We start from the raw sequence: 25,893 nt of genomic DNA, 5'->3' as shown, positions 1-25,893 counted from the left end.
GTTCGTCGAGAAGCACGCTAAGGCGCCTTCACTGACACCCTTTGTCAGTGGGCTCTGAGAGAGTCTCCCTATGCGTGCCAGCCGTCTCGTCTCCGCCCTGATGCTGTTGCAGAACCGTGGGCGGATGACGGCTCAGGAGCTGGCCGACGAGCTGGAGGTCTCGGTGCGCACCGTCTACCGGGACATGGAAGCCCTGCGCGCGGCCGGTGTTCCGCTGTACGGCGAGCCGGGTCAGGACGGCGGATATCAGCTCATCGACGGGTATCGCACCCGTCTGACGGGCCTCACCTCGGGCGAGGCCGAGACGCTCTTCCTCACCGGCCTGTCGGGGCCCGCAGCCGATCTTGGTCTCGGGGCCCTGACGACGGCAGCCCAATTGAAGCTGATGGCCGCCCTTCCCCCCGACTTCCGGGACAGGGCGGCCCGGATCACCGCCCGCTTCCACCTCGACGCCCCCGGCTGGTACCGCGATGCCGACGAGACCCCCTTCCTCATCGAGATCGCCGACGCGGTCTGGACCGACCACGCGGTGCGGATTCGCTACGAGCGATGGGCCGAGCCCCGCGAGATCACCCGCGCCGTCGAGCCGCTGGGCCTCGTGCTGAAGTCCGGTCACTGGTATCTCGTCGCACGCCACGAGCAGAAGATCCGCAGCTACCGCGTCTCGCGCATCCTCGGCCTCGACGTCCTGGAAGAGGTCTTCGAGCGTCCCACCGGATTCGTCCTCGCGGCGCACTGGCAGGAGTCCTTGGACGACTTCGACGCACGACGGCACACCGGCGAGGCCGTCCTGCGGATCTCACCGGCCGCCCTGGAACGTCTGACAGATCTGTGGGAGCCCGCCCTCGCCGCCAGCGCCGAACGCACGGCGACCGCGCCGGATGCCGACGGCTGGGTACGTGCGATCGTGCCGACGGAGTCCTTCGCCCACACGATCCCCCAGCTCCTCAAGCTCGGCACCGAGGCCGAGGTCCTCGCGCCACCCGCGCTACGTGAGGAGGTTGCCCGCATCCTCACCACGATGGCCGATCGCTACCGGACGTCGGGCGGCTGACGCCATGCCCCAAGACCTGTCTTGCGAATGACTTCGTCGAACGTGCCATCCCGGTCAAGGCGCTGTCTCCGCCGACGGGGTCGCAGTCTCCGCGTTCGCGCGGCGAATCCCGTGGCATGGCGTTGCGGTTGACGTCCCCTCGTCGAGCACCATCACCGGACAGGGGTATCGCTCCGCCGCCCGCCTTGAGCTGGCTATTCAACCACGCGGTATAATACTGATAGGTTGAATAGTAGAGGGGAGCGGAGAGATGCAGCAGAGCGACGAGCTGAGCCGCACGTTTGCCGCGCTGGCAGATCCGACGCGTCGGGCGCTGCTCGCCCGACTGGTGCAGGGGCCGTGCGCCGTGGGTGAGCTGGCCGAGCCGTTCGCGATGACGTTCGCCGCCGTGTCCAAGCACCTGCGAGTTCTGGAGGCTGCCGGGCTCGTCCGTCGGCAGCGCAACGCTCAATATCGTCCGGCAGCCTTGGACGCGCGTCCCCTTCGCGCGGCAGCGGCCTGGATCGACGACTACGAGCGTTTCTGGACGGACAGCTTCGCCGCCCTGGACGAGCACCTGACCACACTGAGCAAGGAGCAGCAATGACCGGAATCACCGCCGACGGCATCGAGCTGGACCGCAGCTTCGCCGCGCCGCCTGCCGCGGTGTTCGCCGCCTGGACGACGCCGCAGCACTTCGCGCGGTGGTTCGGCGGGAAAGACGTCCAGGTGCCGCTGGACAGTCTCGAATTCATCGCGGAGCCCGGACGCACCTGGAGCGCCCGCATGGTCCTGCCCGACGGCAACACCATCGACTGGACCGGAGAGTTCATCGAGGTCACCCCCGACGAGCGGCTCGTGTTCACGATGACGGACCGCCCGGCCGAGCCGGGCCGGGCCAGGATCGTCGTCGAACTGACGGCCACCGCCGACGGCACCCGCATGCACTTCACCCAGGAGGCCCCCGGCTTCTCCCCGGAGCAGAAAGAAGGCTTGCTCGCCGGCTGGCAGTCCTTCATCGACGAACTGGAACAGACCGCCACGGCGTGAACCCGGGGCCTGCGGCGCGACCGACCGGGCCGAGGCGCACCAGGAGGACTGCTTGGCCTCGGCCGACCACGCCCACGCCATCTACCTGGCCGCGATGACTCCCTGCGCCGCATCGCCGACCGAGCGTTCTTCGAGCGCATCTCTTGAGTGGGCCCGGTGGGACTCGAACCCACGACACACCGGACCTAAACCGGCGCCCTCTAGCCTGCTGGGGTACGGGCCCCCGCGCCGCACCACTCTACCGGTCGCCCCCTTCCCGCGGCCGACTCACAGGCCCGCGCTGCGCGCGAGGTCCCGCTTGAGGGCCCCGAGCAGGTCCGCGGCCCGCGCGCGTGCCCCGTCGAGCCGGTCCCTCGACGGGACCTCCGTGACCACCTCCAGGTAGCACTTCAGCTTGGGCTCCGTACCGCTCGGCCGTACGACGACCCGGCCGCGGGCCGCCTCGCCCTCCAGCGCGTACCGCAGCCCCTCCGTCGGCGGCAGGCCCCCCGCGCCGTCCGCCAGGTCCTCCGTGCCGGTCACCCGCAGCCCGCCGAGCGCTTCCGGCGGCGCCTCGCGCAGCCGCCGCATCGCGTGCGCGATCACCGCAAGGTCCTCCACCCGCACCGACAACTGGTCGGTCGCGTGCAGCCCGTGCTCCATGGCGAGGTCGTCAAGCAGGTCCGCCGCGCCGCGCCCCTGCGCCTTCAGCGCCGACGCAAGCTCCGCCATCAGCAGCGCTGCCGTGATCCCGTCCTTGTCGCGCACCCCCTCCGGGTCCACGCAGTAGCCGAGCGCCTCCTCGTAGCCGTAGCGCAGCCCCTTCACCCGGGCCAGCCACTTGAAGCCGGTCAGCGTCTCCTCGTGCCCCACCCCGGCCGCAGCGGCGATCCTGGCGAGCAGCGACGAGGACACGATGGACGTGGCGAACACGGCGTCCGCGCCCCCGTCCGCTCCGGCGCGTACGCCGCCGCGCACCAGGTGCGCCGCGAGCAGGGCGCCCACCTCGTCGCCGCGCAGCATCCGCCAGCCGCCGTCCGCCGCTGCGTCCGGCACCCCGACGGCCAGCCGGTCGGCGTCCGGGTCGTTGGCGATGACCAGGTCGGGGGAGTGCTCGCGCGCGGCAGCGAACGCCAGGTCCATCGCGCCCGGCTCCTCCGGGTTGGGGAACGCGACCGTGGGGAAGTCCGGGTCGGGCGCGGCCTGTTCCGCCACCAGCGCGGGCGTGGGGAAGCCCGCGCGCGCGAACGCGGCGAGCAGGGTGCTGGTGCCGACGCCGTGCATCGCGGTGTACACCGTACGGGCGGTGCGGGGGCCTCCGGACCCGGACGGGAGTGCCGCGTCCGTGCGCTCCAGGTACGCCTCGACGATCGACCCGTCGAGCGTCTGCCAGCCGCCGTCCGGGCGCGGTACGTCAGCGAGCGGTCCGACGGCCGCGATCAGCGCCGCGATGTCCTGGTCGACCGGGGACACGATCTGGGCGCCGTCGCCCAGGTAGACCTTGTAGCCGTTGTCCTGCGGGGGGTTGTGGCTGGCCGTCACCATGACGCCCGCGACCGCGCCGAGGCTGCGGATGGCGAAGGCGAGCACGGGGGTCGGCAGGGGCCCTGGCAGCACGGCCGCGCGCAGGCCCGCGCCCGTCATGACGGCCGCGGTGTCCGTGGCGAAGACGTCGGACTTGTGGCGGGCGTCGTAGCCGATGACGACGAGGCCGTCGCGGGTGGCGGGGTCCTGGCGGAGGTACGTGGCGAGGCCGGAGGCCGCGCGGATGACCACGGAGCGGTTCATACGGGCGGGGCCCGCGCCGAGGCGGGCCCTGAGGCCCGCCGTGCCGAACTGGAGCGGGCCGGAGAAGCGGGACGCCAACTCTTCCGTGTCGGCTGTGGTGATCAGGGTGGTGAGTTCGGCGCGGGTCTCGGGGTCGGGGTCTTCTGCGGCCCAGGCTCGGGCCTGGGTGAGGAGGGGGTTTGTCACGGGGGCCCTCGGGGGTGCGGTGGCGGGGGTTCGGCTCGGGGTGCGTCGTGGGTGGCTCGGGGGCGGCTGCTTCCGCGCGGTGCGCGGCTTGCTCACAGTCTCGGCAGGACCTTTCCGAGCAGGCCGCCCATGCGGGTCGCCGCGTCGCGGCCCGCCTGCAGGACCTCCTCGTGGCTCAGGGGCTCACCCGTCATGCCCGCGGCCAGGTTGGTCACCAGGGAGATGCCGAGTACCTCCGCGCCCACGTCGCGGGCGGCGATCGCTTCCAGGACAGTGGACATGCCGACCAGGTCGGCGCCGAGGACCCGGGCCATGCGGATCTCCGCCGGGGTCTCGTAGTGCGGCCCGGGGAACTGGGCGTACACGCCCTCTTCGAGGGTGGGGTCGATCTCCCTGCACAGGGCGCGCAGCCGCGGGGAGTAGAGGTCGGTGAGGTCGACGAAGCGCGGGCCGACCAGAGGGGAGGCGGCGGTCAGGTTCAGGTGGTCGCTGATCAGCACGGCCTGTCCCGGGCGCATCCCTTCGCGCAGGCCCCCGCAGCCGTTGGTGAGCACGACCGTCTTGCAGCCCGCCGCGGCCGCGGTGCGCACGCCGTGGGCGACGGCGGCGACGCCGCGGCCCTCGTAGTAGTGCGTGCGGCCGAGGAAGACGAGCGCGCGTTTCCCGCCGAGGCGGTACGAGCGGACCCGGCCGCCGTGGCCCGCGACCCCCGGCGGCGTGAAGCCGGGCAGTTCGGTGACGGGAAAGTCGTACTCTGCCTCGCCCAGGGCGTCGGACGCCGGCGCCCAGCCGGAGCCCATCACGAGGGCGACGTCGTGGGTACCGGCGCCGGTGAGGCCGCGCAGGCGCGTGGCGGCCGCGTCGGCGGCGGCGCCCGGATCGCCCTGGATGTCGTCCGGAAGAAGAGATGCGTTCACGTGCCCGAGGGTAGCCCGTATACGCCTACGCGCGTAGATGGAACAGGCGCAGAAGTGTGATTGTTGTCTTGTTGTCTCCTGCGCTGTCTTGTTGTGCTCCTTGGCGTGCCCCGTCAGCAGGGCCTTTTGCGCAGTTCCATCACATAGTCGTACGGAGCGCCCGCGGACTCCGCCGCGTCCGCGATCTCACCCAGATAGCGGGCCGAGGGCAGTCCGCCCTCGTACCCGTCGAGCACGTACGTCCACGCCGTCTCCTCGCCGTCGAGCGTGTGCACCCGCACCCTGGTCCTGCGGTAGATGCCGAGCCCGACGCCCTCCCAGCGGTCCATGGAGTCCTCGTCCATGGGCGCGAGGTCGTACAGCGCGACGAACACCTGCCCGCTCGGGTCGATGTCCTCGACCAGGGTGGCAAGTGCGCCCTCCCAGCCCATGTGTTCGCCGCCGAAGGTCAGCCGCCAGCCGTTCAGCCATCCGGTGGCGCGCAGCGGCGAGTGCGGTGCGCGGCGGGACATGAGCCGGGCGTCGAGATTGCCCGCGTACGCGGCGTAGAGCGACATGGGGTCGAGGGTACGGCAGTGACTCGTGCCGGGACTTCGTCCGCCGCCCGGGCGGCCTGGGCGGTGCGCCCGGCGCTGCGCGCGTGCGCAGTGGCACGGGCGTTCGCCCCCCGGGGCGGCGCGGCCCGAGGAGTACGGGACAATGGGGCGTGTGACGAGGATCGTGATCATCGGTGGCGGACCCGGCGGATACGAGGCGGCCCTGGTCGCCGCGCAACTGGGGGCGGAGGTGACCGTCGTGGACCGCGACGGTCTCGGCGGGGCATCGGTGCTGACCGACTGCGTACCGTCGAAGACGCTGATCGCCACCGCGGAGGTGATGACCACGTTCGACTCCTCGTACGAGGAGCTGGGCATCATCGTCGCCGACGACACCCCGCCGCTTGAGCAGGCGGCCCGGGTGGTCGGCGTCGACCTCGGCAAGGTGAACCGCAGGGTGAAGCGCCTCGCGCTCGCCCAGTCCCACGACATCGCCGCCTCCGTCACCCGCGCGGGCGCCCGGGTGCTGCGCGGCTTCGCCCGGCTCTGCGGCGGCCAGGCGCTCGACGGCTCGCGCGAGGTCGTCGTGCGCGACCAGGAGGGCGAGGAGAAGACCCTCACCGCCGACGCGGTGCTGATCGCCACCGGCGGCCACCCGAGGGAGCTGCCCGACGCCCGCCCCGACGGCGAGCGCATCCTCAACTGGACGCAGGTCTACGAACTGGACGAGCTGCCCAGCGAGCTGATCGTGGTCGGCTCCGGCGTCACGGGCGCCGAGTTCGCGGGCGCGTACCAGGCGCTCGGCTCCCGGGTGACGCTGGTCTCCAGCCGGGACCGGGTGCTGCCGGGCGAGGACCCGGACGCGGCGGGCGTGCTCGAGGACGTGTTCAGGCGCCGCGGCATGAACGTGATGGCCCGCTCCCGCGCCCAGTCGGCCGAGCGGGCCGGCGACCGGGTGGAGGTGACGCTCGCCGACGGCCGCGTCATCTCCGGCACACACTGCCTGATGGCGGTCGGCGCCATCCCCAACACCTCGGGGATGGGTCTTGAGGAGGCCGGGGTACGGCTGACGGACTCCGGGCACATCAAGACCGACAAGGTGTCGCGCACCTCCGCGCCCGGGGTGTACGCGGCCGGGGACGTCACCGGGATCTTCGCGCTCGCGTCCGTCGCGGCGATGCAGGGCCGCATCGCGATGTATCACTTCCTGGGCGACGCGGTGGCGCCGCTCAACCTGAAGACGGTCTCGTCGAACGTCTTCACCGACCCGGAGATCGCCACCGTCGGCTACACCCAGGCCGACATCGACGCGGGCCGTATCGACGCCCGGGTCGTCAAGCTGCCGCTGCTGCGCAACCCGCGCGCCAAGATGCAGGGCATCAGGGACGGCTTCGTGAAGCTGCTGTGCCGCCCCGGGATGGGCACGGTCGTCGGCGGGGTGGTGGTGTCGCCGCGCGCCTCCGAGCTGATCCACCCGATCTCGCTCGCGGTGGACAACAACCTGACGGTGGAGCAGATCGCCAACGCCTTCACCGTCTATCCGTCGCTCTCCGGTTCACTCGCGGAGGTGGCGCGCCAGCTCCACACCCGCAAGGACGCCGCGGTCTGAGCGGGCGCGTGGCCCGGCCGCGCGAGGGCGCGGCCGGGGTGCCGCCGGGGGCCTGACCGGGGCGTGGCGGGGGCGCGGCCGAGGCACCACGGTGGCCCGTGCACCGCGTATACCACCTTCTGACGCCCGCTGCGTACAACTTCTGTTTTTCGGCGCAAACTGCTGAAAGCTGACGGTCGACGGCATTACTGTCGGTTCCGTGTTCGCTGCAGAACGTCGCCAATTGATCCTTGAAATGGTGCGGGCCAACGGAGCCGTGTCGCTCCGGGAGCTCGCCCGCGTCGTCCAGACCTCCGAAGTGACCGTACGGCGGGACGTGCGCGCGCTGGAGGCAGAAGGACTCCTCGACCGCAGGCACGGCGGTGCGGTGCTGCCGGGCGGGTTCACCCGGGAGTCCGGGTTCCCGCAGAAGTCGCACCTGGCCACCGCGGAGAAGACCGCCATCGCCGATGTCGCCGCGGGCCTCGTGGAGGAGGGGGAGGCCATCGTGGTGGGCGCGGGCACCACCACCCAGGAGCTGGCCCGCCGCCTCGCCCGGGTGCCAGGGCTCACCGTCGTCACCAACTCACTGCTGGTGGCCCAGGCGCTCGCCCACGCCAACCGCGTGGAGGTCGTCATGACCGGCGGCACCCTGCGCGGTTCCAACTACGCGCTGGTCGGCAGCGGTGCCGAGCAGTCGCTCCAGGGCCTCAGGGTGTCCCGCGCCTTCCTCTCCGGCAGTGGTCTGACCGCCGAGCGCGGCCTGTCCACGTCCAACATGCTCTCCGCGAGCGTGGACCGGGCGCTGGTGCAGGCGGCCGCCGAGGTGGTGGTGCTCGCCGACCACACCAAGCTGGGCTCCGACACCATGTTCCAGACGGTGCCGACCGACGTGATCTCCCGCCTCGTCACCGACGCCCCGCCCGGGCACGACGACCGTGCGGGCGCCGAGCTTCAGGCACTGGCCGACCAGGGCGTCCAGATCACCGTCAGCGGCGGCTCCGACGACGCGCCCGCGTCCGTGGAGCCGCCCGGCCGCCGGGAGATGCCGCTGCCGGGGCCGCGCCGCCAGGTCGCGGGGCCCGCGCTCAGAGGCGCCGCCATACTGGCGGGCGAGGGGCCAGGGGAACGCGCGAGAGTCGCGGACCTGCGCCGCCGGTAGGGCGCCGGGCGCTCCGCCGGGGCGGGCCCGGGGATACGCCTCGGGGCCGCCGGAGGGCCGGGCCCTGGAGCCGTGCCACGGGAGCGCCGCTGGGGCGCGCCGCGGGGCGGGTGGACCTCTGCGGGTCTTGCGGGCGGTAGGCGTCCTGCCTTGAAGGACGGTGTCCGCGCCGGGCCCGCCGTGCCGGAGTTTGCCGGGTCCGCCGGGACCTGCGGTGTTCAGGGTCTTCCGGCCCTGGCGGACCACGGCCGCCGTCAGGCTGCGCTCACGCGCCCTTCAGGCCCCGCAGGGTGAGCCGGAGCAGGCGGTCCGCCAGGTCGGGCTCGCAGGGGGTCTCCTCCGCGGCCAGCGCGATCGCGTTGGTGAGCTGCATCAGGTCGGTGATCGACACCTCCTGCCGTACGGCGCCCGCCTCCTGGGCCCGTTCCAGCAGCGCGGCCCCCGCCGCGTGGATGGGGTCGCTGCACCGGGCGAGCGCCGACGTACTGTCGTGGCACGCCGTCATAAGGCTCCGGGACAGCCCCCGATATTCACTCGCATGGGTGATAAGGGCGCGCAGCCAGGTAACGAGCGCCGTGCAGGGCTCGGGGGACTCGCGCAGTGCGCCCGAGCGCTCCAGCAGATCGCTGACGGCGTCCGCGAACACCGCGCTCATCAGCGCCTCCCGGTTGGGGAAGTGCCGGTAGAGCGTGCCGATGCCGACCCCGGCGCGGCGCGCCACCTCTTCGAGGGGCGCGTCGGTGCCCTGTTCCGCGAAGGTGCGGCGGGCCTCCGAGAGCAGCCGCCCATAGTTGCGGCGGGCGTCCGCGCGGCGCCGCGGCGCGGGCACCTCGGGCTGCCCGCCCAGGTCCGTACCGCCGGGCACGGCCGAGTCCCCGGCGCCGTCGAGCACGGCGGTCGCGGCGGTGCCTCCTTCGGCCTCGGAGCGGCAGCCGCAGCGGCGCGCGCCACCGGTGCCGTGAGCCGGGGCGGGGGCGTGGCTCACCGCTCCGGTGGTGTCATCGGCGCGGCGCTGGTCGTTCACCGTGGGGTTCCTCGGTCGAAGGGGTCTCGCGCGGGTGAGCGCGCGCGGCGGGAGGCGGCGCGGGTGTTCGAGCGGTCGCTCCCGTGTTCACGGTAGCGCGCCCGCAACGCGCGGGGGCCCGGCCGAGCGATTCGGCCGGGCCGGGTGACGGTGCCCGTGGGGTCCTGCGCGCGCGGTCAGTCCTTGATCTCGCAGATGACCGCGCCGGAGCTGACCGAGGCGCCGATCTCGGCGCTGAGGGCCTTGATGGTGCCGCCGCGGTGCGCGTTGAGCGGCTGCTCCATCTTCATGGCCTCCAGGACCACCACGAGGTCGCCCTCCTTGACCTCCTGGCCCTCCTCGACGGCGACCTTGACGATGGTGCCCTGCATCGGGGAGGCCAGCGAGTCGCCGGTGACGGCGGGGCCCGACTTCTTCACCGCGCGCCGCTTGGGCTTGGCGCCCGCCGCGAGGCCGGTGCGCGCCAGCGACATGCCGAGGCTCGCGGGCAGCGACACTTCGAGGCGCTTGCCGCCGACCTCGACGACGACGGTCTCGCGGTTGGAGTCGTCGTCGCTGTCGGCCTCGGCGCCGGGGGCGGTGAACGGGGGGATCTCGTTCTTGAACCCGGTCTCGATCCACCGGGTATGGACGGTGAACGGGTCGGCGGAGCCGGACAGCTCGGGCGCGAACGCCTGGTCCCGTACCACGACGCGGTGGAACGGCAGCGCCGTCGCCATCCCCTCGACACGGAACTCGTCCAGCGCCCGCGCGGCCCGCTCCAGGGCCTGCCTGCGGGTGGCGCCGACCACGATCAGCTTCGCCAGCAACGAGTCCCACGCGGGGCCGATGACGGAGCCCGACTCCACGCCCGCGTCGAGCCGGACACCGGGGCCCGAGGGCGGCGCGAAGGTGGTCACGGTGCCGGGGGCGGGCAGGAAGTTGCGGCCCGGGTCCTCGCCGTTGATCCGGAACTCGAAGGCGTGCCCGCGCAACTTCGGGTCGTCGTAGCCCAGTTCTTCGCCCTCGGCGATACGGAACATCTCGCGCACCAGGTCGATGCCCGAGACCTCCTCGGTGACCGGGTGCTCGACCTGGAGCCTGGTGTTCACTTCGAGGAAGGAGATCGTGCCGTCCTTGCCCACCAGGAACTCGACCGTGCCCGCGCCCACATAGCCGGCCTCCTTCAGGATGGCCTTGGACGCGGCGTAGAGCCGGGCGTTCTGCTCGTCGGAGAGGAAGGGCGCCGGGGCCTCCTCGACCAGCTTCTGGTGGCGGCGCTGGAGCGAGCAGTCACGGGTGGAGACCACCACGACATGCCCGTGCCGGTCCGCGAGGCACTGCGTCTCCACGTGCCGCGGCTGGTCGAGGTAGCGCTCGACGAAGCACTCGCCGCGGCCGAAGGCGGCGACCGCCTCGCGCACCGCGGACTCGTAGAGACCCGGGATCTCCTCCAGCGTCCTTGCCACCTTCAGGCCGCGGCCGCCGCCGCCGAACGCCGCCTTGATCGCCACCGGCAGGCCGTGCTCACGGGCGAACTCGACGACCTCGTCCGCGTCCGCCACCGGGTCGGGCGTGCCGGCCACCAGCGGGGCGCCGGCGCGCTGCGCGATGTGCCGCGCCGCCACCTTGTCGCCGAGGTCCCTGATCGCGTGCGGCGGCGGGCCGATCCAGGTGAGGCCCGCGTCGAGCACGGCCTGGGCGAACTCCGCGTTCTCCGAGAGGAACCCGTAGCCGGGGTGCACGGCGTCCGCGCCCGAGTCCGCCGCGGCGCGCAGCACCTTCGCCATGTCGAGATAGCTCGCGGCCGGGGTGTCACCGCCCAGGGCGAACGCCTCGTCCGCGGCCCGCACGTGCAGCGCGTCCCTGTCGGGCTCCGCGTAGACGGCGACACTCGTCAGGCCCGCGTCCCGGCACGCCCGGGCCACCCGGACCGCGATCTCGCCCCGGTTGGCGATCAGCACCTTGCGCACGATGGCTTCCTCCTTGAAACAAGCTGAGTTTAGGGACTGCCGACACGGGTCTAGGACTCATCCCCAAGGGTGAGCTTGCCCACTCAGAGCGTGCAGCGGGTAACACTCGATGCTCGAAAGCCCTTGTCCTGCCTGGTATGCGGACCCCCCTCACCGCACTTTAGCCCGCTGACACGGCTGTGGTCTCTGTAATGGGGCGCTGCGCCTCGTCGACTTTCTTTGTGGGGTTCCCACTAGGGAACCCCCGGATTTTTACAGGCGCCATGTGTCCCTTTTCCCCCTTTACAGGCGGTGCCGACCAGGGGTGCGCGGGCTCTTGTCCCGGCGTTTACGCCTGAGTAGCCTGCTCGCCAGGCCGAACGTACCTTCGGTAACAAGGCGGGCGAGCCGGGGAGACCGGCGAGACAGGCGAGACAGGCGAGAAGCAGACAGAGGGGGTGGGCGCCATGGCCGGGCGACCTGTGGCCTGGGTGGCCGCGATCGTGCTGCTCGTCGAGGCGGTCGGCGCGGGGCTGCTCAACTGGTTCCTCGGGCTCGTCGTCGACGAGCAGCGGATGTCGCTCGCCGGGCTCGACCCGGACGTGATGAAGGTGTCGTCCTGGGCGGCGGGCGTCCTCGCCGCGCTCTATCTGCTGCTGTGCGCCGCGCTGCTGATACGGATAGCGATACGGAACCTGCCGCCAGGCCGGGTGGCCAGGCTGCTGCTGATCAGCGTGGCGGTGGTGCACGGGGTGCTCGGCGCGTTCTGCGTGGGCATTGTGGGCTGGGGCGCGTTCGCCGCGATGGTGGTGGTGCTCGGCCTCGTGGTGCTGGTCCTGGTGGCGTACCCGCCGGCGGCGCGCGAGCCGCGCGGACCGCGCGAGGCCGAGCCGGGCCCCGGCGAGCCACCGGCCGCCGCGCCCGCGGGCTGAGGGGCTCCGGCGGGCGGGAGTGCCCGAGGGGCTTTGGCGGGCGGAGAGTGGTGGAGAGTACGGAGGCTGCCGTCCCGTCAGGCCGGGGTGCGGGCCCGGCGCGCCAGGGGCGGGGTCAGGCCCACAGCTCCGTGACGCTGACGCCCAGGTCGCGCAGGAGGGTGCGCAGCAGGGGCAGGGACAGGCCGATGACGTTGCCGTGGTCGCCCTCGATGCCGTCGACGAACGGGGCGGAGCGGCCGTCGAGCGTGAACGCGCCCGCCACCCGCAGGGGTTCGCCGGAGGCGACGTAGGCGGCGATCTCCGCGTCGGTGGGCTCCCCGAAGTGGACCACCGTGGACGCGGTGGCGCGGGCGTGCCGTCCGCTCGCGGTGTCGTACACGCAGTGCCCGGTCTGGAGCGTGCCCGAGCGGCCCCGCATCGCCTTCCAGCGTGCCGTGGCCTCCTCCGCGTCCGCGGGCTTGCCGTACGCCCGCCCCTCGATGTCGAGCACCGAGTCGCAGCCGACGACGAGCGCGCCGCCGCGTACCACGTCGGGCCGCGCGGCCACCACGGACGCCTTCGCCTCGGCGAGCTTCAGCGCCAGCTCCGCCGGGGTCGGGGCGCTGACCGTGTCCTCGTCGAAGCCGCTGACGACGACCTCGGGCGCGAAGCCCGCGGACCGCAGCAGCCCGAGCCGGGCAGGGGACTGTGAGGCCAGCACGAGGCGCCGCCGGGATTCACTCATACGCGCAGCTTAGGGCCTGCCGTCCGGGCGACCCGCCCACCGCGGGACCCCCGTGCGGTCCGCCATCGGACGCCACGCCGCACCGATCGGGCGGCGGGCTACAGCACCCCGATCAACAGCATCATCAGCACCATGCACACGGCCACCAGGACCCCGCCGCGGCGCAGTTTGCGCTGCGCGTCTCGCAGTTCGCGCGGCGGCTCGTCCGCGGGGTCCGACCACAGCATGCCTACGATCCTGCGGCCCCCGGCCGCGCCTGGCCTGAGTACGCGTACTCATCTGGAGGCGCGGGCGGCGCACCGGCCGTCACCCGCTCCCGCACCGGCGGCGCCGGGGTGTCACACGGGCCAGTACGTGCGCCCCCAGGCCCCCGGCCCGGGCGCCGGGAGGGTGCCGCGGGCGACGCGCGCCGGGTCCGACCAGGCGCCGGGCGCCGCGGCCCGCTCCCGCGCGGGAGCGCGCCGCGCCGCCGCGGCCCGTACCACCGTGACCGCGGCCGCCAGCTCCTCCGGGGTCGGATTGCCCCGCACCACCTTGATCACCACTCGGCTCCTCGCTCGGCAACTCGCTCGGCAACGCGTGCGACGCGCGCGCCGCGCCCACGGACGCGCGCGCGGCGGCTACAGGGGAATGTTCCCGTGCTTCTTCGGCGGCAGGCTCTCCCGCTTGGTGCGGAGCTGCCGCAGCCCGCGGACGATATGGCGGCGGGTGTCGGAGGGCAGCACCACCGCGTCGACATAGCCGCGCTCTGCGGCCGTGTAGGGGTTGAGCAGGGCGTCCTCGTACTCCTGGATGAGCCGTTCGCGCAGCGGCTCGCGCGCGTCCTCGGGGGTGCCCGCGATGGTCCTGCGGTGCAGGATGTTCACCGCGCCCTGGGCGCCCATGACGGCGATCTGGGCGGTGGGCCAGGCGAGGTTGAGGTCGGCGCCGAGGTGCTTGGAGCCCATCACGTCGTACGCGCCGCCGAACGCCTTGCGGGTGATCACGGTGATCAGCGGCACCGTCGCCTCCGCGTACGCGTAGATCAGCTTGGCGCCGCGCCTGATGATCCCGGAGTGCTCCTGATCCACTCCGGGCAGGAATCCTGGCACGTCGACGAAGGTGAGCACCGGCACGTTGAACGCGTCGCAGGTCCGCACGAAGCGGGCGGCCTTCTCGCTCGCGGCGATGTCGAGGCAGCCGGCGAACTGGAGGGGCTGGTTGGCGACGATGCCCACCGGGTGGCCCTCGACCCGGCCGAAGCCGGTGAGGATGTTCGGCGCGAACAGCGGCTGGGTCTCGAAGAACTCGGCGTCGTCCAGGATGTGTTCGACGACGGTGTGCATGTCGTATGGCTGTCCCGCGCTGTCCGGCACCAGCGTGTCGAGTTCGCGGTCCTCGTCGGTGACGGCGAGGTCGGCCTCCTCGGGGAAGGCGGGCGGGTCGCTGAGGTTGTTCGACGGCAGGTAGGACAGCAGCGACTTCACGTACTCGACGGCGTCCTTCTCGCCGCCCGCCATGTGGTGGGCCACGCCCGAGGTGGCGTTGTGGGTGCGGGCGCCGCCCAGTTCCTCGAAGCCGACGTCCTCGCCCGTCACCGTCTTGATGACGTCGGGGCCCGTGATGAACATGTGCGAGGTCTGGTCCACCATCACGGTGAAGTCGGTGATCGCGGGGGAGTACACCGCGCCGCCCGCGCAGGGCCCGACGACCAGGCTGATCTGGGGGATCACCCCGGAGGCGTGGGTGTTGCGGCGGAAGATCTCGCCGTACATCCCGAGCGCGCTGACGCCCTCCTGGATGCGGGCGCCGCCCGAGTCGTTGATGCCGATGACGGGGCAGCCGGTCTTCAGCGCGAAGTCCATCACCTTGATGATCTTCTGCCCGTACACCTCGCCGAGCGCCCCGCCGAACACGGTGAAGTCCTGCGAGAACACCGCGACGGGGCGGCCGTCGACGGTGCCGTACCCGGTCACCACGCCGTCGCCGTACGGGCGGTTGGCGTCGAGGCCGAAGTTGGTCGAGCGGTGCCTGGCGAACTCGTCGAGTTCCACGAAGGAGTCCTCGTCGAGCAGCATCAGCACCCGCTCACGCGCCGTCAGTTTCCCCTTGGCGTGCTGCTTCTCCACCGCGCGCGCAGAACCGGCGTGCACCGCCTCGTCGATACGGCGGCGCAGGTCGTCGAGCCTGCCCGCCGTGGTGTGCGCCGCGGGCGGCTGGGCGGGCTCGGCGGGGTCTTGCTGCTGCTGGGACTGCTCGGACATCGTGGCGCGGCTCCCTGCGGGCGGGCGTGACTGCTGGAACGTGCGGGACGGGCGGTTACTCGAACGTAGGGTATCGGCGCCCCTTCTGCCCGGCGGTGCGGTGTTGACCACACGGCCGCCCGACGGACGTCGGGGGCCCTGGGGCGGGGGCAATTTCCGACCTAGGGTGGCGACCATGACGTCCGATCCTTCCGGAAGCCGCTGGTCCGACCTCGACCGGCCGCCGCTCCACGCCGACTCGCTGCGCCGCGCGCTGGTGCGGCCCGGCGCGCTGTGGACCTCCCTCGACGTGGTCACCGCCACCGGGTCCACCAACTCCGACCTCAGGGCACGCGCCGCGGACCTGCCGGAGGGCGCCGTCCTCGTGGCCGAGGAGCAGACCGCGGGCCGCGGCAGGCTCGACCGGCAGTGGACGGCGCCCCCGCGCTCCGGGCTCTTCTTCTCGGTGCTGCTCAGGCCCGACGTGCCGGAGCGGCACTGGGGCTGGCTCCCGCTGCTCGCCGGGGTCGCGACCGCCTCCGCGCTCTCCAGGGAGGCGGGCGTGGACACCGCGCTGAAGTGGCCCAACGACATCCTGGTGACTATCGGGGGCGAGGAGCGCAAGACCGGCGGCATCCTCGCCGAGCGCGCGGGGGACGCCGTCATCGTCGGCATCGGGCTCAACGTGACCCTGCGCGAGGCCGAACTGCCCGTGCCCACCGCAGGTTCCCTCGCCCTCGCCGGGGCCCGCGCCACCGACCGCGAGGTGCTGCTGCGTGCCGTGCTGCGCGCGGTCGAGGACTGGTACGGGGACTGGGGCGCGGCCGACGGCGACGCGGCGGTCTCCCGGCTCCAGGAGACGTACGCGGCGGGCTGCGCCACCCTCGGCCGCACCGTGCGCGCCGAACTGCCCGGCGGCGGCTCGACGACCGGGGAGGCCGTCGCGCTCGACGGCGAGGGGCGACTGGTTCTGGCCACCGCGGACGGGGTGCAGCAGCCGGTGTCGGCGGGCGACATCGTGCATCTGCGCGGCGCCGCCGAGTAGTCACGCCCCGCCCGCGCGGCTCCCGGCGGCGGCCGGGGCGCGGTTTCGGCATGCCCGCATGGCCCGTGCGGGCGGGGTGCGCCCCCTCGGAGGGAGGGGGGCCCGTGGGAGTTACGGGTGGCCTTGCGCCGACGCGGAAGTGACCCAGGGCACACCTGTCGTACTGTATTTCCCGGGCGGCTCCCGGGCGGCGGCCCGGTGCGGCCGGGTGGCCACGCAGCGGGGGCGCGGCCGGAAAGAGCAGGTAGGACGCGGGTCCGTCGCCGACCCCCGGAGGTGTCTCAGTAGGGTTGGGGCTCCAGCACCACCCCCCACCCCGGCAGATCGGAAGGGCAACTGGCGTGACCGTCGACGACTCGGGCTCGGGCGCGGGAACCCCCGTACCCGGCGACGGGCGGGGGACCCCCGAAGGTCCCGTGGGGGCCGGTGGCGAGGGCCGGGGCGGGGAGCGCCCGGCGCCGCGCGACGGCGAAGCGGAGGGCCCTGATCCGGGCGGTTTCACGCCGCGGGGGCGGGAGCCCGGTGAGACCCCGTCTCCCGGCGAAGCCGCGCCTTCCGGTGAAACCCCGGCCCCCGGTGAGACCCCGTCTCCTGGCGAGGCCGATCCCTCCGGTGAAACCCCGGCCCCCGATGACGCCCCGTCTCCCGGTGAGACCCCGGACCCGGCCCCGGGCACGGCTCCGTCCCCCGGTGCGACCCCGTCCCCCGGTGCCTCCCGGCGCCCCGCGCCGACCGGTGGGCACGGGGGCGGTCACGCGGGTGAGCCCGCCGCCGACCGGATCGACGGGCCGGGCGCGGGCGACCCCGAGGAGGGCGACGACCCCCTGGCGCTGCGCCTCGAAGGGCTCATCCTGGGCGCCGAGCGCCGTTACACGCCCTTCCAGGCGGCCCGCAGCGCCGGGGTCTCGATGGAGCTGGCGTCCCGCTTCTGGCGCGCCATGGGCTTCGCCGACATCGGCCAGGCCAGGGCGCTGACCGAGGCGGACGTACTGGCGCTGCGGCGGCTCGCGGGCCTCGTGGAGGCCGGGCTGCTCAGCGAGGCGATGGCGGTGCAGGTGGCGCGCTCCACGGGGCAGACCACCGCGCGGCTCGCCGAGTGGCAGATCGACTCGTTCCTCGAAGGTCTCACCGAGCCGCCCGAGCCCGGCATGACCCGTACCGAGGTCACGTATCCGCTGGTCGAGCTGTTGCTGCCGGAGCTTGAGGAGTTCCTCGTCTACGTGTGGCGGCGGCAGCTCGCGGCGGCCACCGGGCGGGTGGTGCAGGCCGCCGACGACGACGAGATGGTCGACCGCAGGCTGGCCGTCGGCTTCGCCGACCTCGTGGGCTTCACCCGGCTGACCCGCCGGATGGAGGAGGAGGAGCTGGGCGAGCTGGTCGAGGCGTTCGAGACGACCGCGGCCGACCTGGTCGCGGCCCGCGGCGGGCGGCTGATCAAGACCCTCGGCGACGAGGTCCTGTACGCGGCCGACGACGCCGGTACGGCGGCGGACATCGCGCTGCTGCTGATAGAGACCATGGCGAACGACCAGACGATGCCGGAGCTGCGGGTCGGCATCGCCTTCGGCACCGTCACCACCCGGATGGGCGATGTCTTCGGCACCACGGTCAACCTGGCAAGCCGCCTCACCTCGATCGCGCCCCGGGACGCGGTCCTGGTGGACGGCGCCTTCGCCGCCGAGCTGACCAGGACGGGCCAGGCCCCCGAGTCCGAGGAGGAGGCGGCGCGCGCCGAGGCCGAGGCGGAGAAGGAGGGCCGGGAGCCGCCGGTGTACCGCTTCGCGCTCCAGCCGATGTGGCAGCGCCCGGTGCGGGGGCTCGGCGTGGTGGAGCCCTGGCTCCTCACCCGCCGCGGCTGACCCCGGCGCCCCCGCGCAACCGCGGCCCCGCCCCCCCGGAGCCCGGTGCCCCGCTGCCGCTGGGATGATCCGGGACGGTGTCCGCCGCGTGTGCGCCGTGTGGCGTGCGGGCAGGGACGCGGGGACGTGTGACACCGGGAGCCAGGGAGGCACGGGCCATGGGCGAGACGGACGAGACGGGCGAGACCGGCAGGACGGACGGGACCGGCGGGACGGGCCGGACGGCCGAGACGCGGTACGGCGACTTCGTCCGCGTGCGGCGCGAGGGGCATGTGGCCGAGCTGGTGCTGGACAGGCCCGCGGCCATGAACGCCATCTCCACCGAGGTGGCGCGCTCCCTGACCGCCGCGTGTGCGGCGCTCGCGGGCGCGGACGGAGGGGACGGCGCGGACGTCAGGGCCACGGTGCTGACCTCCACGCACGAGCGGGCGTTCTGTGTCGGCGCCGACCTGAAGGAGCGGGGCTCCCTCGGCGACGCCGAGCTGGGCCGCCAGCGCCCCGTCACCCGAGCCGCCTACACCGCCGTGCTCGAACTGCCGATGCCCACCGTGGCCGCCGTGCACGGCTTCGCCCTCGGCGGCGGCTACGAGCTGGCCCTCTCCTGCGATCTGATCCTGGCCGACGCCACCGCCGTGGTGGGGCTGCCCGAGGTGTCGGTGGGGGTGGTGCCGGGCGGCGGCGGTACGCAGTTGCTGCCCCGCAGGGTGGGCGCGGCGCGCGCCGCCGAGCTGATCTTCACGGCGGCCCGGGTGCCCGCCGCCGAGGCCGCGGAGAAGGGCCTCGTCGACATCCTCGTACCGGAGGGCGAGGACCGCGCGGAGGCGCTGGCGCTGGCCGCCAGGATCGCCGCGAACTCGCCTGTCGGGCTGCGCGCCGCGAAGCGGGCGCTGCGCCTCGGGCACGGCCTCGACCTGCGCACCGGGCTCGACATCGAGGACGCGGCCTGGCGCACGGTGGCCTTCTCGGGCGACCGGGCGGAGGGCGTGGCCGCCTTCAACGAGAAGCGGGCGCCCCGCTGGCCCGGGCTCTAGCCCCCGCCGCCCCTCCCGGTGCCTCCCGGTGCCTCCGGGGAGCCGTGCCCGGTGTGTGCCGGAGTGTGCGCCCCGGCGCGCGAGCCGAACGTATCTCCATAATCTGGACCAATGGGCGAGGACGTGCGGCTGCGGGCCGTGGTGGAGCTTGCGCGGGGCATGGCCGCCGCGTCGACACCGCGTGAGTCCTGGAGCGCGGCGGCGGACGGCGCGCGCCGGGCGCTCTCCGCGTCCTTCGCCGCGCTCTCGGTGTGGGAGCGCGAGCGCGGCCGGCTGCGGGTGCTGGCGAACGTCGGCGAGTACGCGGGCGAGGAGAGCGCGTTCCCCGAGGACGAGGCGTATCCGGTCGACGATTTCCCCGAGATCACCGAGTTCCTGCACGACCGCTGGGCCGGTGGCGGCGCCCCCGGCGCCTGGGTGGCCACCGCCGACGCCGTGCCCGAGGGCCTGGCGGGCTACTGCCACCCGGGCGCCCCGCGCGCCGCGGCCCTGGCCAGGACCGCGGCGCTGCGCCGCAGGGGGCGCGGCTGCTGTGTGGTGGCGCCGATCGTGCTCGACCGCCGGGCGTGGGGCGAGCTGTATGTGGCGCGCCCGGTCGGCGCCCCCGTCTTCGACCACCGGGAGGCGGCGTTCGCGACGGTGCTCGCCAGCGTGGTCGCGGCGGGCCTCGCCCAGACGGAGCGGCTTGAGGAGGCCAGGCGGCTGGCGTTCACCGACCCGCTGACCGGGCTTGCCAACCGCCGCGCGGTCGACATGCGGCTCGACGAGGCGGTGGAGCGGCACCGTGCGGAGGGCGCCGTGGTCAGCCTCGCGGTCTGCGACCTCAACGGCCTCAAGCGGGTCAACGACAGCCAGGGCCACGCGGCGGGCGACCGCCTGCTTGAGCGCTTCGGCACGGTGCTCTCGGTGTGCGGCGCCCGGCTGCCGGGGGCGCTGGTGGCGCGGCTCGGCGGGGACGAGTTCTGTCTGCTCGCGGTGGGGCCGCCCGCGGACGACGTGGTGCGGGTCGCGGCCGAGGTCTGCCGCCGCGCGCTCGAACTGCGCATCGGCGACGGTGTGGCCTGCGGGGTGGCGTCCACGGACGATCCGATCGGCCCGCTCAGGTCGGCGAGGCGGCTGTTCAGGCTCGCGGACGCGGCCCAGTACCGCGCGAAGGCGGCCCGCGCCACGGGCCCGGTCGTCGCGGGCCGCGAGGGCCCCGACGACCCGGTGCTCAGGCTCGCGGACGCCCCCGCCCAGAGCCCCACGGACCGCCGCCATGTACGGGGGCGCCGCATCTGAGGCCACGTCGGCCGACGCGGAACCCCGGCATCAACCCGCCCCGCCCCGCGGCCCGTTCACCTCACGGCTTCGGCCGCGCTCCGCGGGTGCGCAGGACCGCCGCGCCCAGCAGCAGGCCCCAGACGAGGAACCACGGGTCCCACAGGAACAGGTGCCAGTCGAAGGCCCTCCGGTCCATGTCGGCCGACGCCGCCACGGCCCCCGCCTTCACCAGCGCCTGCCCGACGACCAACGCGCCTCCGTACAGGGTGAGTACGGCGGCGGCGACCCAGGAGAGGACCAGCACGGGACGGCGCGGCAGCCGTCGCAGCCGCCGGTGGGGCACGAGCGCGGGGCCCAGCAGGGCGCCGACGATTTTCAGCCCGACGGTGAGCCACAGCACCACGAACATCCCCGGGTCGCGTTCCCGCGCCGACCTGGCGATCTCACCGCCGACGGTCCCGAGCCCCGCGGTGCCGCCCGCCCCCCAGTACGCGCTGACGGCCGCGTAGAGCAGCCCGACCCAGAAGGCGGCGTACGCGGGCCAGTCAGAACGAAAGGGCCGGTCGGCATGGTCGGAACGGTCATGGTGCACGCCGGTGATTATGGCAAGAGGGGAACTTTCCCGGAAAGCGGTGTCCGGTCGGCTCCCGGCCGCGTTCACCGGGCGGCCGCCAGTACCGCCGCGAGCCCCTCTCGCAGGTCTTTGACGAAATACCCGGGCACTTCGAGCGACGGGAAATGGCCCCCGGCCTCTGCCACGCTCCACCGGACGATCCGCCGGTACCGCTCCCGTGCCCAGGGGCGCGGGCACTTCTCGGTGTCGTGGGGATAGGCGCTGATGGCGGACGGGACGTCGACCCGGAGTTCCGGGTCCAGTGCGTTGTGGCTCTCGTAGTAGATACGGGCCGCCGACGCGCCGGTCCGCGTCAGCCAGTACAGGGTGACGTCGTCGAGAACGCGGTCCCTGGACATCGTCTCGAACGGGCTGTCCCCGGTGTCCGACCACTCGGCGAACTTGTCGAGTATCCAGGCGAGTAGCCCGACCGGCGAGTCGACGAGCGCATAGCCGATGGTCTGCGGGCGGGTCGCCTGCTGTTTCGCGTAGGCCGCGCGGTGACTCCAGAAACGGCGGGTCTCCTCGACCCATTCGCGCTCGACCGGCGTCAGCCCGTCCGTCGTCAGCCCGGGCGGCCCCTCGGCGAACGTCGTGTGGATGCCGAGGACGTGCGCCGGGAACCTGCCGCCGAGGACCGTGGTGATATTGCCTCCCCAGTCGCCGCCGTGGGCTGCGAACCTGTGGTAGCCGAGCCTTCCCATCAGCTCCACCCAGGCGGCCGCGATCTTCTCGGTCCCCCACCCGGTGGTGGTCGGCCTGTCGCTGTAGCCGAAGCCCGGCAGCGAGGGGACCACGACGTGGAACGCCGGTGCGTCCGCGTCCTTCGGATCTGCCAGCTCGTCCACCACGTCCACGAACCGGGCGACGCTGTCCGGCCAGCCGTGCGTCAGGACCAGGGGAGTGGCGTCCGCGCGCGCGGAACGGCGGTGCAGGAAGTGGATTCCCAAGTCGTCAATGGTCGTACGGAACTGGCCGATCCGGTTGAGCCGCGCTTCGAACGACCGCCAGTCGTACGCGGTGCGCCAGTAGTGCACGAGGTCGACGAGGTCGGCGAGCGGAACGCCCTGTTCCCACCGGCGGGGGCCGGGCGCGGCGCCACGGACCGTCTCGGCCTCCGGCAGCCGCGCCGCCGCCAGTCGCGCGCGCAGCTCGTCGAGGTCGGCGTCCGTGGCGTGAGCTTCGAACTCCTGTACGTCCTGTACGTCGCTGGTCGGACCTGGCATGGGACCTCCTGGCCTTCGCGGGACCGGCCACGACCTGCCGTGAACCGGCTAAGACGGTTCTAGCAGCTCCCAGAGCCGCCTTGCAACCGGCTAAGGTGGTTCCATGCGCACCGCGTTCCCCGACTTCCGCCTCGGCAGCGTGCTGGCGACGAGCTTCACGGGGACCCTTTCGGAGCGTCACGGCAACGCCGTGGAGCGCATCCCGGCGCCGCGGCGGCTCGTCGACTGGCTGGCGGTGAACGGCCTCGCCGTGGACTCCTGCACCCCGGCCCAGCTCGATCTCGCCCGGGAGCTGAGGGAGTCCATCCATGCCGCCGCGACGGCGGCCGCGATGGGGGAAGCGCTGCCCGCCTCCGCCGTCCGCGTCATCAACGACCGCAGCGCCGAGGGGCGGGCCGCGGCGCTCCTGACGCCCGAGGGCGAGCGGCGGTGGCGGCTCGGGTCGGCTTCCGGAGTGGAGGACGCCCTCGGTGTGATCGCCGCCGACGCGATCGCCGTCCTCGCGGGCGAGCGGGACGGAAGGCTGGCCCTGTGTGCCTCGCCGACCTGCCGGGCCGCCTTCTTCGACACCAGTCGGAGTCGCACTCGCAAATGGTGCGACATGGGTACGTGCGGGAATCGCCAGAAGAAGGCGCGCTTCCTCGCCAACCGGCGCGAAGAGCCTAACTCGGTGGCGTGAAACCGACCTGTGGGGCGCGGTGCCGATGTTCGCGTCCGCACACAGCCGTGGGGGCGCCCAGGAGTGCTGCCCATGGATGTGGCCGGTACGTCACCTTGAATATGCAAAAGGTAAATCCATGCCATTCCATTGAATGGTTATACCAAAGTGAGCTACGGTCCGTGACGCCACTCACACGTGGGCCCTGACGTGGTCACCAACGATGAGGAGCCGATGGATGAAGTATCGATCGAGAGTCACGGCGGCGGGCGTCGCGATGGCCACCCTCGCTCTCGCCGGATGCGGCGGCGCCGGCGGAACGGGTAACTCCGGGGACAGCGCGAAGATCGCCATGCAGACCGGGTCCGACCGCACGAAGGCGCTCACGGCCGGTGCCAAGAAGGAGAAGCACCTCCTCTGGTACACCACGATGATCCCCGACCAGCTCGTGGAACCGCTGGTCAAGGCGTTCGAGGCGAAGTACCCGTACATCAAGGTCGACTACTACCGCGGCAACTCCACGGACGTCGCCCAGAAGACCGTCCAGGAGTACAAGTCCCGCCGCTACAAGGTCGACCTCGTCGACGGCACCGGGACGTCGTCGCTGCTGAAGGAGGCCGGGGTCCTCCAGCCCTTCAAGTCGCCGCAGCTCGCCGACTACCCCGCCGACCTCAAGGCGTCCGACGGCTACTGGGGCACCGAACTCCAGTACTTCATGGCGCTCGCGTACAACACGAAGAGCGTCAAGCCGAGCGAGGCGCCCAAGACCTACGAGGACCTGCTCGACCCGCGCTGGAAGGGCAAGATGGCCTGGAGCACCAGCGACACCTCGGGCGGGCCGCTCTTCCTCGGCAACCTCATCGACGCCTGGGGCAAGACCAAGGCCGACGCCTATATCCACAAGCTCGCCGGACAGAAGATCGCCAACCTGGACTCCTCGGGCCGCGCGGTGATCGACCAGGTCGTCAGCGGACAGCAGCCGATCGCGCTCGAAGTCTTCAACGACCAGGTCGAGGTGAGCAAGGCCAAGGGAGCCCCCGTCGACTGGGTACCGCTCAACCCGGTGACGGCGCAGCTCTCCCGGATCTCCCTCGTGAAGCAGCCCCCGCACCCGAACGCCGCCATGCTCTTCCTCGACTTCATGTTCAGCGAGGCGGGACAGAAGATCATCCAGGCCGGTGGCGGCATTCCCGGCAAGCCCGGGGTCGACGCCGAGGTGCCGAAGCTGAAGCCCGAGAAGGGCGGCTTCAAGGCCCAGTACATGGACCCGGACACGACCTTCAAGCAGACCACCCAGTGGTCCGAGATCTACAAGCAGAACTTCGTCGGGTGACGCGATGGCCCTCGCAACGCGTGAGACGACGCGGCCGACCGCACCCGTCACGGCCGAGGCGGGGAAGCCGGCCGCCGGCGGTGGCCGGATACCGCTGATCCTGCTCTGCCTGCTGGTGGCCGTGCTGGTCCTGCCCTCGCTGTACAGCGTGATCGTACGGAGCTTCACGAGCACGACGCCGCTCGGCGAGCCGGGCGCCGCGACCCTGGCGAACTACACCGACCTCTTCGGCCAGAACGAACTGCTGACCGTTGTCAGGAACACGCTGATCAGTACCGCGGGGGCCACGGCGGTCGCGCTGGTGATCGGCGGCGTACTGGCCTGGGTGGTCGAGCGGACCAACGCCCCGGGCGCCGCGCTGTGCCGGGTGGTGATGCTGCTCTCGCTGGCGATCCCGTACATCCTCTACTCCATCGCCTGGATCATGCTCCTCGGGCCCGACGGCCCGGTGAACTCGGCAGGGCGGACACTGCTCGGGGTCGGCCATCTGATCGACGCCCACAGCCTCACGGCGATGATCCTGGTCGAGGGCCTGATCGGCGCCCCGCTCGCCTTCCTCTTCCTCGGCGCGGTCCTGCGCACCCAGGACGCCTCCCTTGAGGAGTCCGCGGCCGTCTCCGGCGCGAGCACCTTCCAGGTCTTCAGGAAGGTGACGGGCCCGCTCGCGATGCCCGCGGTCGTGGGGGTGGCCCTGCTGATCTTCGTCCGCACACTGGAGGCGTTCGAGATCCCGGCCCTGATCGGCCTGCCGGGACGTGTACGTGTCATGACCACGTCGATCTTCCTCGACACCCAGGGCTTCCCGCCCGACTACGGGATGGCGGGCGCCTACGCGATCGTCCTCATGCTCGGGGTCGTCGTCCTCCTCTACCTGACCCACCGCGTCAACAGGCGCGCCGCCGCGTTCGCCGGGATCGGCGGCAAGCTGACCAGGCCGCGCAGGGCCGACCTGGGGGCCAGGCGGTGGCTCGGCACCGCGGCGATCGCCGTCTACGGCGTGGTGGCGCTCATCGCCCCGGTCGGGATCATCCTGTGGGCCTCGCTCGTCCCGTACTACTCCGCGCCGAGCTGGAGCAAGCTCAAGCTGCTCACCGGCAGCAACTACGCGCATGTGCTCGGCCTCAAGTCCTTCCTGCCGTCGGTGGAGCACACCGTCATCGTCGGCGCGGTGGCCGCCGTCGCGATCATGGCGATCTCGGCCGTCGGCATCTGGCTGCACCTGCGGGTCAGAGTCTCCGGCGGCTGGGTCTTCGAGCAACTGGCGATGATGCCGCTGGTCATCCCCGGCGCGATCCTCGGGTTCTCGCTGGTCGCGTTCTATCTGAACGTCCCGCTCCCGATCTACGGCACCCTGACGATCCTGATGATCGGCTACGCGGTCCGCTATATGCCCTACGGCGTCCGCTACGCCTCCGCGGGCATGCTCCAGATCCACGCGAGCCTCGAAGAGGCCGCGGACATCAGCGGCGCGCCGCGCTGGACCACCTTCCGCAGGGTCGTCCTCCCGCTGGTCCGCCCCTCGCTGGTGTCGGGCGCCGTCTTCGTCTTCCTGATGGCGAGCAAGGAACTCGCGATGGCCGTCATGCTCGCCGCGCCAGGGCAGGAAACCATGTCCGTCGAGATGTACCAGTTGTGGACCAACGGCCAGACCACACAGGTCGCCACCATCGGTGTGCTCTGGGTCGGGGTGCTGCTCGTCGTCATGGGCGGCCTCATCTGGTTCAACGCCCGACGAGGCCGGAGCCTCGAAATCTGACGCGGCCGACCGCCGTCCGACGGGCGCCCGCCCC

General features: G+C 72.7%; 24 protein-coding genes and 1 tRNA gene. 13 read left to right on the top strand and 12 right to left on the bottom strand.

The window, feature by feature from the left end; translation table 11 throughout:
• Positions 1 to 70 precede the first annotated feature (70 nt).
• From ACIBIW_RS28725 to ACIBIW_RS28715, 3 genes are all read left to right on the top strand, one after another.
• Complete coding sequence (locus tag ACIBIW_RS28725) at positions 71 to 1,054, top strand: helix-turn-helix transcriptional regulator (RefSeq protein ID WP_399340065.1); 984 nt, start codon at positions 71 to 73, stop codon at positions 1,052 to 1,054.
• A gap of 250 nt (positions 1,055 to 1,304) precedes the next feature.
• Positions 1,305 to 1,640: an ArsR/SmtB family transcription factor gene (locus tag ACIBIW_RS28720; RefSeq protein WP_399340063.1), complete on the top strand. Its 336-nt coding sequence runs from the start codon at positions 1,305 to 1,307 to the stop codon at positions 1,638 to 1,640.
• Positions 1,637 to 2,083, top strand: a complete 447-nt coding sequence (locus ACIBIW_RS28715) for an SRPBCC domain-containing protein (protein ID WP_399340061.1) — start codon at positions 1,637 to 1,639, stop codon at positions 2,081 to 2,083. The genes ACIBIW_RS28720 and ACIBIW_RS28715 overlap by 4 nt, the downstream gene beginning before the upstream one ends.
• Positions 2,084 to 2,231: 148 nt before the next feature.
• Here the strand turns inward: ACIBIW_RS28715 and ACIBIW_RS28710 are convergent.
• The 4 genes from ACIBIW_RS28710 to ACIBIW_RS28695 form a co-directional block, all read right to left on the bottom strand.
• A tRNA-Leu gene (locus ACIBIW_RS28710) sits at positions 2,232 to 2,306 on the bottom strand.
• Between the two features lie 44 nt (positions 2,307 to 2,350).
• On the bottom strand, positions 2,351 to 4,036 hold the full coding sequence (locus tag ACIBIW_RS28705; protein ID WP_399340060.1) for a phospho-sugar mutase: 1,686 nt from the start codon (positions 4,034 to 4,036) through the stop codon (positions 2,351 to 2,353).
• A 92-nt stretch (positions 4,037 to 4,128) separates the two neighbouring features.
• A complete protein-coding gene (locus tag ACIBIW_RS28700; protein ID WP_399340058.1) occupies positions 4,129 to 4,953 on the bottom strand; it encodes a purine-nucleoside phosphorylase in 825 nt (274 codons plus the stop codon).
• 113 nt (positions 4,954 to 5,066) lie between these two features.
• The gene (locus ACIBIW_RS28695; protein ID WP_399340056.1) at positions 5,067 to 5,510 is read right to left on the bottom strand and encodes a gamma-glutamylcyclotransferase; all 444 of its coding nucleotides are present in this window, start codon (positions 5,508 to 5,510) and stop codon (positions 5,067 to 5,069) included.
• Between the two features lie 142 nt (positions 5,511 to 5,652).
• On the opposite strand from ACIBIW_RS28695, the gene ACIBIW_RS28690 reads away from it, so the two are divergent.
• Both ACIBIW_RS28690 and ACIBIW_RS28685 read left to right on the top strand, forming a co-directional pair.
• On the top strand, positions 5,653 to 7,098 hold the full coding sequence (locus ACIBIW_RS28690) for an NAD(P)H-quinone dehydrogenase (RefSeq protein ID WP_399340054.1): 1,446 nt from the start codon (positions 5,653 to 5,655) through the stop codon (positions 7,096 to 7,098).
• Positions 7,099 to 7,297: 199 nt separating this feature from the next.
• On the top strand, positions 7,298 to 8,239 hold the full coding sequence (locus tag ACIBIW_RS28685; RefSeq protein ID WP_399340053.1) for a DeoR/GlpR family DNA-binding transcription regulator: 942 nt from the start codon (positions 7,298 to 7,300) through the stop codon (positions 8,237 to 8,239).
• A gap of 265 nt (positions 8,240 to 8,504) precedes the next feature.
• Here the strand turns inward: ACIBIW_RS28685 and ACIBIW_RS28680 are convergent, their stop codons facing one another.
• Positions 8,505 to 9,086, bottom strand: coding sequence for a TetR/AcrR family transcriptional regulator (locus ACIBIW_RS28680; RefSeq protein WP_399340282.1), 582 nt, complete (start codon positions 9,084 to 9,086; stop codon positions 8,505 to 8,507).
• A gap of 353 nt (positions 9,087 to 9,439) precedes the next feature.
• Positions 9,440 to 11,215, bottom strand: coding sequence for an acetyl/propionyl/methylcrotonyl-CoA carboxylase subunit alpha (locus tag ACIBIW_RS28675; protein ID WP_399340051.1), 1,776 nt, complete (start codon positions 11,213 to 11,215; stop codon positions 9,440 to 9,442).
• A 446-nt stretch (positions 11,216 to 11,661) separates the two neighbouring features.
• Between ACIBIW_RS28675 and ACIBIW_RS28670 the strand changes: the two genes are divergently transcribed.
• Positions 11,662 to 12,126, top strand: coding sequence for a hypothetical protein (locus tag ACIBIW_RS28670; RefSeq protein ID WP_399340049.1), 465 nt, complete (start codon positions 11,662 to 11,664; stop codon positions 12,124 to 12,126).
• Between the two features lie 115 nt (positions 12,127 to 12,241).
• Here ACIBIW_RS28670 and ACIBIW_RS28665 read toward each other — a convergent pair whose 3' ends face one another.
• From ACIBIW_RS28665 to ACIBIW_RS28650, 4 genes are all read right to left on the bottom strand, one after another.
• Complete coding sequence (locus ACIBIW_RS28665; protein ID WP_399340048.1) at positions 12,242 to 12,853, bottom strand: nucleoside triphosphate pyrophosphatase; 612 nt, start codon at positions 12,851 to 12,853, stop codon at positions 12,242 to 12,244.
• 98 nt (positions 12,854 to 12,951) lie between these two features.
• Positions 12,952 to 13,080 carry a morphogenic membrane protein MmpB gene (mmpB, locus tag ACIBIW_RS28660; protein WP_399340047.1) on the bottom strand — a complete coding sequence of 43 codons (129 nt, stop codon included), beginning with the start codon at positions 13,078 to 13,080 and terminating at the stop codon, positions 12,952 to 12,954.
• Between the two features lie 111 nt (positions 13,081 to 13,191).
• Positions 13,192 to 13,398, bottom strand: a complete 207-nt coding sequence (locus ACIBIW_RS28655) for an acyl-CoA carboxylase subunit epsilon (RefSeq protein ID WP_399340045.1) — start codon at positions 13,396 to 13,398, stop codon at positions 13,192 to 13,194.
• A 75-nt stretch (positions 13,399 to 13,473) separates the two neighbouring features.
• Entirely contained in the window at positions 13,474 to 15,096 is a 1,623-nt protein-coding gene (locus ACIBIW_RS28650; RefSeq protein ID WP_399340043.1) for an acyl-CoA carboxylase subunit beta, read from the bottom strand.
• Between the two features lie 175 nt (positions 15,097 to 15,271).
• Here ACIBIW_RS28650 and ACIBIW_RS28645 point away from each other — a divergent pair, with 175 nt between their 5' ends.
• From ACIBIW_RS28645 to ACIBIW_RS28630, 4 genes are all read left to right on the top strand, one after another.
• Complete coding sequence (locus ACIBIW_RS28645; protein ID WP_399340042.1) at positions 15,272 to 16,120, top strand: biotin--[acetyl-CoA-carboxylase] ligase; 849 nt, start codon at positions 15,272 to 15,274, stop codon at positions 16,118 to 16,120.
• A 779-nt stretch (positions 16,121 to 16,899) separates the two neighbouring features.
• Positions 16,900 to 17,979, top strand: a complete 1,080-nt coding sequence (locus ACIBIW_RS28640; protein WP_399340280.1) for an adenylate/guanylate cyclase domain-containing protein — start codon at positions 16,900 to 16,902, stop codon at positions 17,977 to 17,979.
• A 158-nt stretch (positions 17,980 to 18,137) separates the two neighbouring features.
• A complete protein-coding gene (locus ACIBIW_RS28635) occupies positions 18,138 to 19,010 on the top strand; it encodes an enoyl-CoA hydratase/isomerase family protein (RefSeq protein ID WP_399340040.1) in 873 nt (290 codons plus the stop codon).
• Between the two features lie 111 nt (positions 19,011 to 19,121).
• Positions 19,122 to 20,291 carry a diguanylate cyclase domain-containing protein gene (locus ACIBIW_RS28630; protein ID WP_399340038.1) on the top strand — a complete coding sequence of 390 codons (1,170 nt, stop codon included), beginning with the start codon at positions 19,122 to 19,124 and terminating at the stop codon, positions 20,289 to 20,291.
• A gap of 61 nt (positions 20,292 to 20,352) precedes the next feature.
• On the opposite strand, the gene ACIBIW_RS28625 is transcribed toward ACIBIW_RS28630, so the two are convergent.
• Positions 20,353 to 20,865: a DUF3995 domain-containing protein gene (locus ACIBIW_RS28625; protein ID WP_399340036.1), complete on the bottom strand. Its 513-nt coding sequence runs from the start codon at positions 20,863 to 20,865 to the stop codon at positions 20,353 to 20,355.
• 65 nt (positions 20,866 to 20,930) lie between these two features.
• Positions 20,931 to 22,112 carry an epoxide hydrolase family protein gene (locus tag ACIBIW_RS28620; protein ID WP_399340035.1) on the bottom strand — a complete coding sequence of 394 codons (1,182 nt, stop codon included), beginning with the start codon at positions 22,110 to 22,112 and terminating at the stop codon, positions 20,931 to 20,933.
• A gap of 103 nt (positions 22,113 to 22,215) precedes the next feature.
• Between ACIBIW_RS28620 and ACIBIW_RS28615 the strand changes: the two genes are divergently transcribed.
• From ACIBIW_RS28615 to ACIBIW_RS28605, 3 genes are all read left to right on the top strand, one after another.
• Positions 22,216 to 22,791, top strand: coding sequence for a CGNR zinc finger domain-containing protein (locus tag ACIBIW_RS28615; protein ID WP_399340033.1), 576 nt, complete (start codon positions 22,216 to 22,218; stop codon positions 22,789 to 22,791).
• A 217-nt stretch (positions 22,792 to 23,008) separates the two neighbouring features.
• The gene (locus ACIBIW_RS28610) at positions 23,009 to 24,103 is read left to right on the top strand and encodes an ABC transporter substrate-binding protein (protein ID WP_399340032.1); all 1,095 of its coding nucleotides are present in this window, start codon (positions 23,009 to 23,011) and stop codon (positions 24,101 to 24,103) included.
• 4 nt (positions 24,104 to 24,107) lie between these two features.
• On the top strand, positions 24,108 to 25,859 hold the full coding sequence (locus ACIBIW_RS28605) for an ABC transporter permease (RefSeq protein WP_399340031.1): 1,752 nt from the start codon (positions 24,108 to 24,110) through the stop codon (positions 25,857 to 25,859).
• Positions 25,860 to 25,893 lie beyond the last annotated feature (34 nt).

It is taken from the genome of Streptomyces sp. NPDC050560, assembly GCF_044457285.1.
Taxonomy (GTDB): domain Bacteria; phylum Actinomycetota; class Actinomycetes; order Streptomycetales; family Streptomycetaceae; genus Streptomyces.
Note: the sequence above shows the minus strand (reverse complement) of the source record. Positions and strands in the feature narration are given on the sequence as shown.